Source organism: Oleiphilus sp. HI0066 (genome assembly GCF_001635725.1).
Genome location: NZ_LWFH01000313.1, coordinates 1 through 16,380, shown reverse-complemented (window position 1 = coordinate 16,380; position 16,380 = coordinate 1). Strand labels below are relative to the sequence as shown.

At 46.0% G+C, this 16,380-nt stretch carries 12 protein-coding genes, 1 tRNA gene and 1 pseudogene; all 14 read left to right on the top strand.

Annotated elements, in window-relative coordinates; genetic code table 11:
• Window positions 1–350 (top strand): annotated as a pseudogene (gene tuf, locus A3738_RS04635) (elongation factor Tu); the annotation flags it as partial.
• A gap of 43 nt (window positions 351–393) precedes the next feature.
• Window positions 394–469: transfer RNA gene (locus A3738_RS04630), tRNA-Trp, on the top strand.
• A 30-nt stretch (window positions 470–499) separates the two neighbouring features.
• Window positions 500–868, top strand: a complete 369-nt coding sequence (gene secE, locus A3738_RS04625) for a preprotein translocase subunit SecE (RefSeq protein WP_068473030.1) — start codon at window positions 500–502, stop codon at window positions 866–868.
• A 14-nt stretch (window positions 869–882) separates the two neighbouring features.
• Window positions 883–1,416 carry a transcription termination/antitermination protein NusG gene (gene nusG, locus A3738_RS04620; protein WP_068473034.1) on the top strand — a complete coding sequence of 178 codons (534 nt, stop codon included), beginning with the start codon at window positions 883–885 and terminating at the stop codon, window positions 1,414–1,416.
• Window positions 1,417–1,525: 109 nt separating this feature from the next.
• The gene (gene rplK / locus A3738_RS04615) at window positions 1,526–1,960 is read left to right on the top strand and encodes a 50S ribosomal protein L11 (protein WP_068473037.1); all 435 of its coding nucleotides are present in this window, start codon (window positions 1,526–1,528) and stop codon (window positions 1,958–1,960) included.
• Window positions 1,960–2,658, top strand: a complete 699-nt coding sequence (rplA, locus tag A3738_RS04610; protein ID WP_068473040.1) for a 50S ribosomal protein L1 — start codon at window positions 1,960–1,962, stop codon at window positions 2,656–2,658. The genes rplK and rplA overlap by 1 nt, the downstream gene beginning before the upstream one ends.
• Window positions 2,659–2,873: 215 nt before the next feature.
• The gene (rplJ, locus tag A3738_RS04605; protein WP_068473044.1) at window positions 2,874–3,404 is read left to right on the top strand and encodes a 50S ribosomal protein L10; all 531 of its coding nucleotides are present in this window, start codon (window positions 2,874–2,876) and stop codon (window positions 3,402–3,404) included.
• Window positions 3,405–3,445: 41 nt separating this feature from the next.
• Entirely contained in the window at window positions 3,446–3,823 is a 378-nt protein-coding gene (gene rplL, locus A3738_RS04600) for a 50S ribosomal protein L7/L12 (RefSeq protein WP_068500995.1), read from the top strand.
• A gap of 222 nt (window positions 3,824–4,045) precedes the next feature.
• A complete protein-coding gene (gene rpoB / locus A3738_RS04595) occupies window positions 4,046–8,116 on the top strand; it encodes a DNA-directed RNA polymerase subunit beta (protein WP_068473052.1) in 4,071 nt (1,356 codons plus the stop codon).
• Window positions 8,117–8,197: 81 nt separating this feature from the next.
• Window positions 8,198–12,418, top strand: a complete 4,221-nt coding sequence (rpoC, locus tag A3738_RS04590) for a DNA-directed RNA polymerase subunit beta' (protein WP_068473055.1) — start codon at window positions 8,198–8,200, stop codon at window positions 12,416–12,418.
• Between the two features lie 150 nt (window positions 12,419–12,568).
• A complete protein-coding gene (gene rpsL, locus A3738_RS04585; RefSeq protein WP_068456027.1) occupies window positions 12,569–12,943 on the top strand; it encodes a 30S ribosomal protein S12 in 375 nt (124 codons plus the stop codon).
• A gap of 91 nt (window positions 12,944–13,034) precedes the next feature.
• Complete coding sequence (gene rpsG / locus A3738_RS04580; protein ID WP_068473058.1) at window positions 13,035–13,505, top strand: 30S ribosomal protein S7; 471 nt, start codon at window positions 13,035–13,037, stop codon at window positions 13,503–13,505.
• Between the two features lie 72 nt (window positions 13,506–13,577).
• Window positions 13,578–15,677: an elongation factor G gene (gene fusA, locus A3738_RS04575; protein WP_068473061.1), complete on the top strand. Its 2,100-nt coding sequence runs from the start codon at window positions 13,578–13,580 to the stop codon at window positions 15,675–15,677.
• A 25-nt stretch (window positions 15,678–15,702) separates the two neighbouring features.
• Window positions 15,703–16,380 (top strand): GTP-binding protein (locus tag A3738_RS04570; protein WP_156503957.1); only part of this gene is annotated, 678 nt, incomplete at its 3' end.

Here is a 16,380-nt window from a genome sequence, read left to right as displayed (position 1 = left end):
TACGTGGTACTAAGCGTGACGACGTTGAGCGTGGTCAGGTTCTATGTGTTCCTGGTTCTGTTAAGCCGCACACTAAGTTCGAAGCTGAAGTATACGTACTAAGCAAAGATGAAGGTGGTCGTCACACGCCATTCTTCAAAGGCTACCGTCCACAGTTCTACTTCCGTACTACGGACGTAACGGGTGCATGTGAGCTTCCAGAAGGCGTTGAAATGGTAATGCCTGGCGATAACGTACAGCTTTCTGCAGAATTGATCGCGCCAATCGCGATGGAAGAAGGTTTGCGTTTCGCAATTCGAGAAGGCGGTCGTACAGTAGGTGCGGGCGTTGTAGCGAAAATCATCGAGTAATACTCGATTATAAAAGAAGGTGGGTTGTCTGCCTTCTTTTGTTAGGCCAGTAGCTCAATTGGCAGAGCAGCGGTCTCCAAAACCGCAGGTTGGGGGTTCGATTCCCTCCTGGCCTGCCACTTTTTAGCCAGAAGTTAGTAAGTATCAATATGAATGCAAAGCTTGAAAAAGAGAACGCAGCGTTAGATTCGGTAAAGTGGATTGTTGCGCTAAGCATAGTGGCTGCCGGTGTTGTCGGTAACTATTATTTCTCAGCTGAGTCGTTGTTGTATCGCGTTATCGCGTTATTGGTTCTTGCTGTTGTTGCTGGTTGGGTGGCATTACAAACGACTAAAGGTAAGCAGTTTTCTGCGCTAGTGTCCGAAGCGAAGACTGAAATTCGCAAGGTTGTCTGGCCGACGCGCCCTGAGCTTATACAAACAACATTTATGGTAGTTGTTTTTGTGTTGGTTGTTGCTCTTGTTTTGTGGGGTGTAGACTCACTTATTGGTTGGGTCATTTCTTCGGTAATCGGATAGTAGGGAGATAATTGATGTCTAAGGCTTGGTATGTTGTTCATGCTTATTCTGGATACGAGAAGCATGTTATGCGCTCGTTGCAAGAGCAGGTGGCGCTTAAAGGCTTAGAAGAGAAATTTGGTGATATTCTTGTTCCTACTGAAGAAGTGGTAGAAATGAGAGACGGCAAGAAGCGTAAGAGTGAGCGTAAATTCTATCCGGGCTATGTGCTTGTTCAAATGGATATGGATGATGAAGCGTGGCACTTGGTTAAGTCAACGCCTCGAGTTATGGGTTTTATTGGTGGTACGGCTGAACGTCCAGTGCCAATTAGTGATCGCGAAGCTCAGGCTATCTTGCAAAAAATCGAGACAGGTGCGGAAGCTCCTCGTCCGAAAACATTATTCGAAGCAGGCGAAGTTGTTCGAGTTATCGACGGTCCGTTTGCTGACTTCAATGGTGTCGTTGAAGAAGTGGATTATGAGAAGAGTCGTGTTAAAGTGGCTGTTCTTATTTTTGGGCGTTCAACGCCTGTTGATCTTGAGTTTAGTCAGGTCGAGAAAGACTAATCTAATTTAAGGTCATAAATATCCAAATGCTCATTTCGCGTAGGCGGGATGGGCTTTTCGTGTCTGTTCGGGGAGCTCGATAAGAGCGTTTGTACCCATAGGAGATAAAATGGCTAAGAAAATTGACGCTTATATCAAGTTGCAAATCGCAGCTGGTCAAGCAAACCCAAGTCCACCGGTTGGTCCTGCTCTAGGTCAGCACGGTGTGAACATCATGGAATTCTGTAAAGCGTTCAATGCTCAGACTGGTAGCATGGAGCCAGGTCTTCCAGTTCCAGTGGTTATTACCGTTTACAATGATAAGAGCTTCACTTTTATCATGAAAACTCCGCCAGCGGCTGTTCTTCTTAAGAAGGCTGCAGGTATCAAGAGTGGTAGTGGCCGTCCAAATACTGAAAAAGTTGGAACTGTTACTCGTGCGCAATTGGAAGAAATTGCAAAAACAAAAGAGCCAGATTTGACTGCTGCTGATATGGACGCTGCTGTTCGCATCATTGCAGGTACTGCTCGTAGCATGGGTTTGAACACGGAGGGTGTTAACTAATGGCAAAGCTAACTAAACGTCAAAAGTTAATCGCTGAGAAAGTAGAAGCTGGTAAAGCATATTCAGTTGAAGAAGCTGTTGCGGTATTGGCAGAGCTTTCATCTCAAGTTAAGTTCAACGAATCAATCGATGTATCAGTCAACCTTGGTGTTGATGCACGTAAATCTGACCAGGCTGTTCGTGGTTCGACTGTTCTTCCAAATGGTACAGGTAAGTCGGTTCGCGTTGCTGTGTTCACGCAAGGCGAGAATGCAGAAAAAGCAAAAGATGCAGGCGCTGATGTAGTCGGTATGGATGATCTTGCTGAGCAAGTGAAAGCTGGAAACTTGGACTTCGACGTAGTTGTTGCATCTCCAGATGCGATGCGTGTTGTAGGTCAGTTGGGTCAGGTTCTTGGTCCTCGCGGCCTTATGCCAAACCCAAAAGTTGGCACAGTTACTCCTGATGTAGAGACTGCTGTTAAAAATGCAAAAGCTGGTCAGGTTCGTTACCGTACTGACAAGAACGGCATCATCCACGCTATCGTGGGTAATGTTGAGTTCTCTGCTGATGCAATCAAGCAAAATCTTGAAGCGCTATTGGCCGACCTTAAGAAGGCTAAGCCTGCAGCAGCTAAAGGTGTTTATTTGAAGAAAGTTACTCTTTCTTCAACAATGGGCCCAGGTCTATTGATCGATCAAGCTTCTGTATCTATCTAAGATTTGGGGGCGCGCTTAGGCGCAAAAATTTGGAGTCGGGGGTGTATGCCCCAGGCGGTCCAAGACCGCAGGTGTCACGTGAATGATCGAGTGGCTTAATTTCCTGCGCAGACGGTGTGACTCTCTTAAATGAGTGTCCTCACGCCGTAGAGGTTGCCCGAAAGGGTGTAAATGGCTGGCCGGCTTTTTGTCCGGCCTTGTTGAGGAGAATACCAATGGCAATTGGACTCGAAGACAAAAAAGCGATTGTCGCTGAAGTCAACGAGGTTGCTGGCGGTGCTTTATCCGCAGTACTTGCTGACTATCATGGCGTTGATTCAAACGACATGACTGGTTTGCGTGCTAAAGCTCGTGCAGAAGGCGTTTACTTACGAATCGTTCGTAACACGCTTGCTCGCAAAGCTGTAGAAGGTACTGAATTTGAATGTATGCAAGAAGCATTTGTTGGTCCAACAATTCTTGCATTCTCTCTTGAAGATCCAGGTGCGGCAGCGCGCTTGTTGAAAGACTTCGCTAAAGAGAAAGAAGCATTCGAAATTAAAGCGCTAGCTGTTGGTGGTGAACTGTTAGGTGCAGATCAGATCGATCGTTTGGCGAAATTGCCAACGCGCGATCAAGCATTGGCCATGTTGGCTGGTGTTATTCAAGCACCGATTACAAAACTTGCTCGTACTTTCAACGAAGTTCCTTCGAAAGTTACACGTGCAGTTGCTGCAGTTCGCGATCAGAAGAAAGAAGCAGCCTAATTTTATTTTTGGTTATTAATTTTATTTAGGAGATGTGAGTCATGGCTCTATCTAAAGACGATATTTTAAATGCAATTGCTGAAATGAGCGTAATGGACGTTGTCGAGCTTGTTGAAGCAATGGAAGAGAAGTTTGGTGTTTCTGCAGCAGCAGCTGTAGCAGCAGCTCCAGCAGCAGCAGCAGAAGGCGGCGCAGCAGCAGCTGAGCAAACTGAATTCGACGTTATCCTAGCTGGTGCTGGCGATAAGAAAGTTAACGTAATCAAAGCTGTTCGCGGTCTTACAGGTCTTGGCCTTAAAGAAGCGAAAGCAATGGTTGACGGTGCTCCTTCAACTGTTAAAGAAGGCGTTAGCAAAGACGACGCTGAAGCAGCTAAGAAAGAGCTTGAGGAAGCTGGCGCATCTGTTGAAATCAAGTAACTATTCCTTGAATAGTGGCTTGAGCAACAATTGCTCACTAGTCCTCTGACGGAACTGGCCGGTGGTATTTTATACTCCCGGCCTTTTTCCGTTGTTAAAGAAAGCATTACTCCTATGTGCTAGGAGACCTTCAGGGCGAAGCCCTGCACTAGCAAATGATGCCGACACGAAGTTTCATTGTTAGTTAGATTTCAGACCTTTTGTCATAACTGGGGAATACAGATGACCTACTCGTATACAGAGAAAAAGCGTATTCGTAAAGAATTCGGCACTTTGCCGACTGTAATGGATGTGCCATATCTTCTGTCTATTCAAATAGACTCTTATAGAAGCTTTCTACAGGAAGGCGTTGAGGCTGCAGGGCGCGATGATCTTGGCTTGCACGCAGCGTTTAAGTCTGTTTTTCCGATTGTTAGTTTTTCCGGCAACGCTGCATTGGAATACGTAAGCTATCGTCTTGGTGAGCCGGCGTTTGACGTTAAAGAGTGTATTTTGCGTGGCGTGACTTACGCTGCTCCTCTACGAGTTAAAGTTCGTTTAATCATTTATGACAAAGAGTCTTCAAATCGCGCGATTAAAGACATCAAAGAACAAGAAGTTTACATGGGCGAAATGCCTTTGATGACCGATAACGGTACATTCGTTGTAAACGGTACTGAGCGTGTAATTGTTTCTCAGTTACACCGTTCTCCGGGTGTGTTCTTCGATCACGATAAAGGTAAAACTCACTCATCAGGCAAGTTGCTTCATAGTGCTCGAGTGATTCCATATCGTGGTTCTTGGTTAGACTTCGAATTCGATCCAAATGACAACGTGTTCGTTCGTATTGACCGTCGTCGTAAGCTTCCAGCAACAATCTTGATGCGTGCTCTAGGTCTAAGCTCGCAAGAGATCTTGGATATGTTCTTCGACACTGGTCGTTTTGAATTGTCAGCAGACAGCTTCAAACTCGAACTTGTTCCTTCACGTTTGCGTGGCGAAATCGCAACGTTTGACATCAAAGATCCTGACGGTGAAGTGATTGTTGAAGAAGGGCGTCGAGTTAACGCCAAGCAAATTCGTAAGCTTGAGAAATTAGGCGGCGCGCTTGAAGTTCCTAAAGAATACCTATACGGCAAGGTATTAGCGAAAGATATCATCAATGAAGATACTGGTGAGCTAGTTGCTAGCTGTAATACAGAAATTACAGAAGAAGTCGTTGATGCATTAGTTGCGGCGGGTATCGAAAGCATTGAGACGCTTTACACTAACGAACTTGATTGTGGCTCGTTTATCTCTGATACCTTGCGTATTGACCCTACGAATACTCAATTAGAAGCCTTGGTAGAAATCTATCGTATGATGCGCCCAGGCGAGCCACCGACTAAAGAGTCTGCTGAGAATTTATTCGGTAACCTGTTCTTTACATCTGAGCGCTATGATCTTTCGGCAGTTGGCCGTATGAAGTTCAATCGTCGTCTTGGGAGAGCTGAAGAGACGGGCGAAGGCGTTCTTGATAATCAAGATATCATCGATGTGTTGCGTACCTTGATCGACATTCGTAATGGTAAAGGCGAAGTTGATGATATCGATCACCTTGGTAACCGACGTATCCGTTCTGTTGGTGAAATGGCTGAAAACCAATTCCGCGTAGGTCTTGTGCGTGTTGAGCGAGCTGTACGTGAGCGCTTGAGCATGGCTGAGTCTGATGGCTTGATGCCACAAGATTTAATTAATGCAAAACCAGTTGCTGCAGCAGTCAAAGAGTTCTTTGGTTCTAGCCAGTTGTCTCAGTTCATGGACCAAAACAACCCTCTATCTGAGGTAACGCATAAGCGTCGTGTCTCTGCGCTTGGCCCAGGTGGTTTGACGCGTGAGCGTGCAGGATTCGAAGTACGTGACGTACACCCGACTCACTATGGTCGTGTTTGTCCAATCGAAACGCCTGAAGGTCCGAACATCGGTTTGATCAACTCGTTAGCAACTTATGCGCGTACTAACTCATATGGTTTCCTTGAGTCGCCTTATCGTAAAGTTGTTGATGGTCATGTTACCGACGAAATCGAATACTTATCTGCAATCGAAGAAAGTGGTTATGTTATCGCACAGGCAAGCGCTGTTGTTGATGATGGAAATAACCTTACAGAAGAATTGGTAACTGTTCGTCATAAGAACGAAACCACAGTAATGCCTCCAGAAAAAGTTAATTACATGGACGTGTCACCACGTCAGGTTGTATCTGTTGCGGCATCACTTATCCCATTCTTAGAGCACGATGATGCGAACCGTGCATTGATGGGATCGAACATGCAGCGTCAGGCAGTTCCTACATTACGTTCAGATAAGCCTCTTGTTGGTACCGGTATCGAGCGCATCGTGGCGCAAGACTCAGGTGTTTGTGTCGTGGCTGATCGTGGCGGTGTTATTGAGAGCGTTGACGCTGGTCGTATCGTTGTTCGGGTTCATGATGACGAGGTAGACGCGGGCGACGCAGGCGTAGATATCTACAACCTAACTAAGTATGTACGTTCTAACCAAAATACTTGCATCAATCAAAAGCCACTTGTGCGTCAAGGTGACTCTGTTGCGCGTGGTGACGTGATGGCAGACGGCCCTTCAGTAGATATGGGTGAGCTGGCGCTAGGTCAGAATATGCGTATCGCATTCATGCCTTGGAACGGTTACAACTTCGAAGACTCGATTCTAGTATCTGAGCGAGTTGTCCAAGAAGATCGCTTCACAACTATCCACATTCAAGAGTTAACGTGTGTTGCGCGTGACACGAAGTTGGGTAGTGAAGAGATTTCTGCTGATATTCCAAATGTTGGTGAAAGTGCGTTATCTAAATTAGATGAATCAGGCATTGTTTATATCGGTGCTGAGGTTGGCCCGGGCGACATCCTAGTTGGTAAGGTGACGCCAAAAGGTGAAACGCAATTAACTCCTGAAGAGAAGTTGCTACGTGCGATCTTTGGTGAAAAAGCATCAGACGTAAAAGATACGTCATTGCGTGTATCCACCGGAACGCGCGGTACGGTTATCGATGTTCAGGTATTTACGCGTGATGGCGTTGAGAAAGATCAGCGTGCACTTGATATCGAAAACTCACAGCTTGATAAGTTCCGTAAGGATCTTAAAGATGAGTATCGTATCTTGTTGGGTGCAACGTATGAACGTCTCACTGCTGCATTAGATGGTCAGGCAATTGTGTCTGCTCCAGGTCTTAAGAAGGGCGATACGCTTTCTCAAGATTATTTGGCAGCCCTTGAAGCGTCAGATTGGTTTAAGATCCGTTTGGCTGATGACGATTTGAACGAACTTCTTGAGAAGGCGGAAGCATCTCTTGAAGAGCGTAAGAAAGAGCACGAAGAGCGTTTTGAAGTGAAGAAACGCAAGCTTCAAACGGGTGATGATTTGGCGCCTGGCGTACTCAAGATCGTTAAGGTTTATGTTGCGATTAAACGTCGCATCCAGCCTGGTGATAAAATGGCTGGCCGTCATGGTAACAAAGGTGTTATCTCGGTCATCATGCCTGTTGAAGATATGCCATACGATGAGTTTGGTAATCCTGTCGATATCGTTCTTAACCCGCTAGGTGTACCGTCGCGTATGAACGTTGGTCAGGTTTTGGAAACTCACTTAGGTGCAGCAGCCAAAGGTCTTGGTCAAAAGATCGATACTATGATCAAGCAGCAAAAAGAAGTCGCCGAAGTTCGAGGCTTGTTGGGTGAAATCTACAACGGTGTTGCAAGCAAGAAAGAAGAGCTAGACAGCTTCTCTGATAAAGAGATTCTAGAGTTGGCGAACAACCTTCGCGGTGGTGTTCCTATGGCAACTCCAGCATTCGATGGCGCGAAAGAGTCTGAAATCAAAGAGCTACTTCGTTTAGCTGATCTTGATGACAGCGGACAAACAGTTTTGTATGACGGACGTACTGGTGACGCATTTGATCGCCCTGTAACGGTCGGTTATATGTACATGCTGAAATTGAACCACCTGGTTGACGACAAGATGCACGCGCGTTCAACTGGTTCATACAGTCTTGTTACGCAGCAGCCATTGGGCGGTAAGGCTCAGTTTGGTGGTCAGCGATTCGGTGAGATGGAAGTATGGGCACTTGAAGCATATGGTGCTGCATATACCTTGCAGGAAATGCTTACCGTTAAGTCGGATGACGTGAACGGTCGTACTAAGATGTACAAAAACATTGTTGATGGCGATCATCGTATGGAGCCTGGCATGCCAGAGTCCTTCAACGTATTGGTCAAAGAAATTCGCTCATTGGGTATAGATATCGAGTTGGAATCTGAGTAGTCAGTCGATAACCCAATGATTAGCGTCGCGGGCTGATTCAAATATGAAGCCCGCAAACAATAACTCCTACCGGAGCAAGCGATGAAAGATTTATTAAATTTGTTGAAAAACCAAAACGACTCTCAAGAATTTGATTCGATTCGTATTGGTTTGTCGTCACCTGAAATGATTCGTTCGTGGTCATATGGTGAAGTTAAGAAGCCGGAAACCATCAACTACCGTACGTTCAAGCCTGAGCGTGATGGTCTATTCTGTGCGAAAATTTTTGGCCCAATCAAAGACTACGAATGTCTTTGTGGAAAATATAAGCGCCTTAAGCATCGTGGCGTTATCTGTGAGAAGTGTGGTGTAGAAGTCGCGTTGGCGAATGTGCGTCGTGATCGTATGGGTCACATCGAACTAGCTAGCCCAGTTGCACACATTTGGTTCTTGAAGTCTTTGCCATCACGTATCGGCATGCTTTTAGATATGACTCTTCGTGATATCGAACGCGTTCTCTACTTTGAATCGTTTATTGTTATTGATCCAGGCATGAGTACGCTTGAGCGTGGTCAGTTGCTTTCTGATGAGCAGTATTACGAAGCGCTAGAAGAATTCGGTGACGAGTTCGATGCTAAAATGGGTGCGGAAGCAATCCAAGCTCTTCTTAAAGATATTAATCTTGAGTCTGAAATTGATCGTTTGCGTGAAGAGATTCCAGCGACTAATTCAGAAACTAAGATCAAAAAACTATCTAAGCGTCTTAAGCTTATCGAATCTTTCTACGGTTCAGGCAACAAGCCCGAGTGGATGGTGTTAGATGTATTGCCAGTTCTTCCACCAGATTTGCGTCCATTAGTACCACTTGACGGTGGCCGCTTTGCAACATCTGATTTGAACGACTTGTATCGTCGAGTTATCAACCGTAACAACCGTTTGAAGCGTCTACTTGAGTTAAGTGCTCCAGATATCATTGTTCGTAACGAGAAGCGTATGCTTCAAGAATCTGTTGATGCACTGCTTGATAATGGTCGTCGTGGTCGCGCGATTACGGGTTCAAACAAGCGCCCATTGAAATCTCTTGCTGACATGATCAAAGGTAAGCAAGGTCGTTTCCGTCAAAACCTTCTTGGTAAGCGTGTAGATTATTCTGGTCGTTCGGTAATCGTTGTTGGTCCTAGCCTGCGACTTCATCAGTGTGGTCTTCCTAAGAAGATGGCACTTGAGCTATTCAAACCATTCATCTTCTCGAAGTTAGAAAGTCGTGGCCTTGCTACAACGATCAAAGCTGCTAAGAAAATGGTTGAGCGTGAAACGGCAGAAGTATGGGATATTCTTGCTGAAGTGATTCGCGAGCACCCTGTAATGCTAAATCGTGCGCCAACGCTTCACCGTCTTGGTATTCAAGCATTTGAGCCAGTTCTGATTGAAGGTAAAGCAATTCAGTTGCACCCACTCGTTTGTGCGGCATACAACGCCGACTTCGATGGTGACCAAATGGCGGTACACGTTCCATTGACCTTAGAAGCTCAGCTTGAAGCTCGTGCTCTAATGATGTCTACCAACAACATCTTGTCGCCAGCAAATGGAGAGCCGATTATCGTTCCATCACAGGACGTTGTTCTTGGTCTTTACTACATGACGCGTGATCGTGTGAACGCCCAAGGTGAAGGCATGGTATTCGCGGACATTAAAGAAGTTCAGCGTGCATACGGTGCTAAGCAAGTTCACTTGCAGGCGAAGATTAAAGTTCGTATCGAAGAAAGCACGTTCGATGACGATGGCCAGTTGATTACCGAGAGCAAATTGGTCGAAACGACTGTAGGCCGTGCTTTGTTGTTTGAAATTCTTCCGAAAGGTTTGCCTTTCTCATTGGTTAACCAGCCAATGGTTAAGAAGGCGATCTCTAAATTGATCAACTTTGCATATCGTAATTGTGGTCTTAAAGACACCGTTATCTTTGCTGACCAATTGATGTACCTAGGTTTCTCTCAGGCGACATACTCTGGCTCATCAATCGGTGTAAATGACTTTGTAATTCCTGATGAGAAAGAAGGGATTATTGATGCAGCGACCGCTGAAGTAAAAGAAATCGAGAATCAATTCGCATCGGGTCTTTTAACGCACGGTGAGAAGTACAACAAGGTTATCGATATTTGGTCGCGTGCTAACGATAAGGTAGCAAAAGCGATGATGGATACCTTAGGTAAAGATGATGTTGTTGACCGTGAAGGTAATACGGTTCAGCAAGATTCGTTTAACTCAGTATTTATGATGGCCGACTCCGGTGCTCGTGGTTCTGCAGCGCAGATTCGTCAGCTAGCAGGTATGCGTGGCTTGATGGCGAAACCAGATGGTTCGATCATCGAGACACCAATTACGGCTAATTTCCGTGAAGGTCTAAACGTACTTCAGTACTTTATCTCAACGCACGGTGCACGTAAGGGTCTTGCCGATACTGCACTGAAAACAGCGAACTCTGGTTACTTAACACGTCGTCTTGTAGATGTTGCTCAAGACCTTGTTGTTACTGAAGATGATTGTGGTACTGAAGAAGGTCTATTGATGACGCCAATGATCGAAGGTGGCGACGTTGTTGTGCCACTTGGTGATCGTGTTCTTGGTCGAATCACTGCGAAGGATGTTTTTGCTCCAGGTAATGACGAAGATGTAGTTATGCCGCGCGGCACTTTCTTGGACGAGAAGCAAATTGATCTTCTTGAATCTGCAGGTGTTGATGAGGTTTGGGTTCGCTCTGCAATTACATGTGATACTCGCCATGGTATTTGTGCGAAGTGTTACGGTCGCGATCTCGCTCGTGGTCACGTCGTTAACCGCGGTGAGGCGGTAGGTGTTATCGCTGCTCAATCGATTGGCGAGCCAGGTACGCAGTTAACGATGCGTACGTTCCACATCGGTGGTGCTGCATCGCGAGCTTCTGCAGTAGACAATATTCAGGTTAAACACGGCGGTTCTGTACGTCTTAATAACATGAAGAGTATTGAACGTACCGATGGCAACTTAGTTGTTACCTCACGTTCTTCTGCACTTTCTGTTGCGGATGAACATGGCCGTGAGCGTGAGTTCTATAAGCTTCCTTACGGTGCTGTGTTGACTGTGAAAGACGGCGATACCGTTGATGCTGGTCAAGTGGTAGCTAAGTGGGATCCGCACTCACACCCAATCATTACAGAGCAAGCAGGTAAAGCGCAGTTTGTTGGTATGGAAGAAGGTATTACCGTTCGTACCCAAACTGATGAGTTAACTGGCTTATCTAATATAGAGATTATTGATCCAAAAGATCGTCCGTCATCAGGTAAAGATGTTCGTCCGATGGTTCAATTGGTTGATGAGAAAGGAAATCCAGTATTCCTAGACGGGACTGAAACCCCATTCCAGGTGTTCTTGCCAGCGAATGCAAGTTTGACTTTGCGTGACGGTGATCAAGTAACACAAGGTGAGATCATTGCTCGTATTCCTCAGGAATCATCGAAGACGCGTGACATCACGGGTGGTCTACCGCGCGTAGCAGACTTGTTCGAAGCGCGTAAGCCAAAAGAATCGTCGATTCTTGCTGAGATTTCAGGTGTGGTTAGCTTTGGTAAAGAGACCAAGGGTAAGAAGCGTCTTGTTATAACACCTAAAGACGGATCTGATGCTTATGAAGCATTGATTCCAAAGCATCGTCAAATGAACGTGTTTGAAGGTGAAAGTGTAGAGAAGGGTGAGGTGATCTCTGATGGCCCATCAAATCCACACGACATTTTGCGTCTTCTAGGTGTTGTTGAGCTTGCTAAGTACATTACAAACGAAGTGCAAGACGTATACCGTCTGCAGGGCGTTGTGATTAACGATAAGCACATCGAAGTAATTGTTCGTCAGATGCTACGTAAAGTAGAAGTTACGCAATCAGGTGATACTGACTTGATCAAAGGTGATCAAGTTGAATACGTTCAATTCCTTGAAGAGAACGAAAAAGCTGATGCAAACGATAAGATGCCAGCACAATGTGAGCGTCAGTTGCTAGGTATTACTAAAGCGTCGCTTGCTACTGAGTCATTTATCTCAGCTGCATCGTTCCAGGAAACAACACGTGTACTTACTGAAGGTGCTGTGACTGGTAAACGTGACTTCTTACGAGGTCTTAAAGAGAACGTTGTTGTTGGTCGTCTTATCCCAGCTGGTACTGGTTTGGCATACCATGCTGAACGTAAGGCTAAGAAGACTAAAGGTTCTGGTTTAGAAGACGGCTTAGGTGTTTCTGCACAAGATGTTGTAGAGGCGCTAAGCGCAGAGCTAAACAAGGAAAATGACGCGCTATAAAGTGCGTCATAAATAGTGTTGTGGAATGTGGTTAAAAATAAACCAAATTTCTTGACACTATGCTGGGGCGTAATTAGACTTGCGCCCCTCGACTTGAGAGCACCCTATTTTAGGGTGGGAATTTGATAGATAAAATTGGAGTTTGCTTGCATGGCAACTATTAATCAGTTGGTGCGTAAGCCTAGAAAGCGTGTCGTCGCTAAAAGTGACGTTCCCGCGTTGCAGGCTTGTCCGCAGCGTCGTGGTGTTTGTACTCGTGTTTATACGACTACGCCTAAAAAGCCTAACTCGGCTTTGCGTAAAGTATGTCGTGTACGTTTAACAAACGGCTACGAAGTAACATCATACATTGGTGGTGAAGGCCACAACCTTCAGGAGCACAGTGTTGTTCTTATCCGTGGTGGTCGTGTTAAAGACCTTCCGGGTGTTCGTTATCACACTGTTCGCGGTAGTTTGGATACATCTGGCGTTGCAGATCGTCGTCAGGGTCGTTCGAAGTACGGTGCTAAGCGTCCTAAAGGGTAATCTTTGTTTTAAACTTAATTTTAAGGGGTAAGAGTAAGGTCAGGTCTATCCTGAATTACCTGAAGACCTTAGATGTAATAGAGGGCTTATCATGCCAAGAAGAAGAGTTGTCGCGAAACGCGAGATCCTTCCAGATCCTAAGTTTGGAAGTCAGCTGCTAGCTAAGTTCATTAACCACGTAATGGTTCATGGTAAAAAAGCAGTGGCAGAAAAAATTGTATACGATGCGCTAGACACAGTAGCTAGCAAATCTAATCAAGACGCTATGGAGCTTTTCGATAAAGCACTAGAGTCGATTCAGCCAATGGTTGAGGTTAAGTCGCGTCGTGTTGGTGGTGCAACCTATCAAGTTCCAGTCGAAGTTCGTCCGGCTCGCCAAATGGCGTTGGCAATGCGTTGGTTAGTAGAGTACTCACGTAAGCGTGGTGAGAAGTCTATGGCTCTACGTCTTGCAGGTGAAATTCTTGATGCTGCGGAAGGTAAAGGTGCAGCGGTTAAGAAGCGTGAAGACGTACACCGTATGGCGGAAGCGAACAAAGCATTTTCGCACTACCGTTTCTAAAACAAATTTTCGTTTTAGTACAACAACAAGCCTGCTATATGCAGGCTTGTTGCGATTAACGAGGAAAGTTAAGTGGCACGTAAAACGCCTATAGACCGTTACAGAAATATCGGGATCGTTGCGCACGTTGATGCGGGTAAGACGACGACAACCGAGCGCATTCTATTCTATACAGGCCTATCTCATAAGATTGGTGAGGTGCACGATGGTGCAGCTACCATGGATTGGATGGAGCAGGAACAAGAGCGCGGCATTACCATTACTTCTGCGGCAACTACGTGTTTTTGGTCGGGTATGCGTCAGCAATTCGATCAGTTCAGAATTAATATCATTGATACGCCGGGGCACGTTGACTTTACCATTGAGGTAGAGCGTTCTTTGCGAGTATTGGATGGTGCTGTGGTTGTGTTGTGTGGCTCGTCTGGTGTGCAGCCGCAAACAGAGACCGTATGGCGTCAAGCCAACAAATACCAAGTTCCTCGCATGGTATTTGTAAATAAAATGGATCGTACCGGTGCTGACTATTTGTCGGTCGTGGATCAATTAAAAGATCGTCTTGGTGCTAACCCTGTCCCGCTTCAGTTAACGATTGGTGCTGAAGATGAGTTCAAGGGCGTCGTTGATCTCGTAAAAATGAAAGCCATCATTTGGAATGAGTCTGATCAAGGGATGACCTTTGATTACCAAGACATTCCAGCTGACATGCTTGATGATTGTGAGTTGTACCGCGAAGCTCTCGTTGAGGCCGCCGCTGAAGCGTCTGACGAATACATGGAGTTGTATTTAGAAGAGGGCGAGTTGTCTGAAGAGCAAGTCAAGGATGGTATTCGTCGACGCACCTTGGCAAATGAGATTGTGCCTGTCTTGGGCGGTTCTGCTTTTAAGAATAAAGGTGTTCAAGCCGTTCTTGACGCGGTTGTTGAATATTTGCCAGCACCGACTGAGGTTAAGGCAATCGAAGGTGAACTTGAGAATGGTGAAATAGAGCCGCGTAATGCGAGCGATGACGAGCCATTTGCTGCACTTGCATTCAAAATTGCGACCGATCCGTTCGTTGGAACATTGACATTTTTCCGTGTGTATTCTGGAAAGCTTGAGACGGGCGATGCTGTCTGGAACCCGGTCAAGGGTAAGAGAGAGCGTATTGGTCGTATGGTGCAAATGCATTCAAATGATCGTCAAGAGATTAAAGAAGTTCTTGCTGGGGATATTGCAGCCGCTATCGGTCTTAAAGATGTCACAACTGGCGAGACCTTGTGTGACCAGGATCCAAAGAACCGAATTACTTTGGAGCGTATGGATTTTCCAGAGCCCGTTATTTCGGTTGCTGTAGAGCCACGTTCTCAGCCAGATCAAGAGAAGATGGGTGTGGCGCTCGGTAAGTTGGCGCAAGAAGATCCGTCGTTCAGAGTTAAGACTGATGAGGAAACCGGTCAGACGATTATCTCCGGTATGGGTGAGCTACACCTTGATATTATCGTCGATCGAATGAAGCGTGAGTTCGGTGTTGAGGCAAACATTGGTAAGCCTCAGGTAGCGTACCGCGAAGCAATTAGAAATCACTGTGATATCGAAGGCAAGTTTGTACGACAGTCCGGTGGTCGAGGTCAGTACGGTCATGTTCGCGTTAAGTTTGAGCCGCGAACTGACGGTGAAGAAGGCCTGGAGTTTATTAATGAGGTTGTGGGAGGTGTTGTTCCGAAGGAATACATACCTGCAGTCGAGAAAGGTATTGAAGAGCAAATGCAAAATGGTGTCCTAGCTGGCTACCCTTTGCTTGGTCTTAAAGCAACGCTTTACGATGGGTCGTATCATGATGTCGACTCTAACGAAATGGCGTTCAAAATTGCCGGTGGCATGGCAACTAGAAAGTTGGCGGAAGAGGGTGGTGCAGTGCTGCTCGAGCCAATGATGAAAGTTGAAGTTGTGACGCCGGAAGAAAACATGGGTGACGTTGTTGGTGATCTTAACCGTCGTCGAGGGATTATTTCCGGAATGGAAGAGGGTCCTTCAGGTAAGGTTGTCAATGCCGAGGTGCCTTTGTCAGAAATGTTTGGTTATGCGACAGATCTACGGTCTGCGACGCAAGGCCGTGCAACATACGCGATGGAGTTTTTGAAATACGCAGAAGCGCCATCAAACATCGCAGAAGTTATTATTAACAAGTACTAACCTTTAAACGCTAAGGGGAATTACCGTGGCAAAAGAAAAGTTTGAAAGAAGTAAGCCGCACGTTAACGTTGGAACAATTGGCCACGTTGATCACGGCAAAACAACACTAACAGCAGCACTTACTCGTGTATGTGCAGAAGTATTCGGTGGTGAGAAGGTAGACTTCGCTAACATCGATAACGCTCCAGAAGAACGTGAGCGTGGTATTACAATCGCAACGTCACACGTAGAGTACGATTCAAACGATCGTCACTACGCGCACGTTGACTGTCCTGGACACGCGGACTACGTGAAAAACATGATCACTGGTGCTGCTCAAATGGACGGCGCGATCCTAGTATGTGGTGCGACTGACGGTCCAATGCCTCAGACTCGTGAGCACATCCTTCTTTCTCGTCAGGTTGGTGTTCCATACATCGTAGTATTCTTGAACAAAGCAGATCTTCTTGCTGAAGACTGTGGCGGTGCAGGTACTGAAGAATACAACGAAATGCTTGAGTTGGTTGAAATGGAGCTTCGTGAGCTTCTAGATCAATACGAATTCCCTGGTGACGACACTCCAATCATTCCTGGTTCTGCTTTGATGGCATTGAACGGCGAAGATGACAACGAGTTGGGTACAACTGCTGTTAAGAAGCTTGTTGAAGCGCTTGATACGTACATCCCAGAGCCAGAGCGTGCAATCGATCAACCATTCCTAATG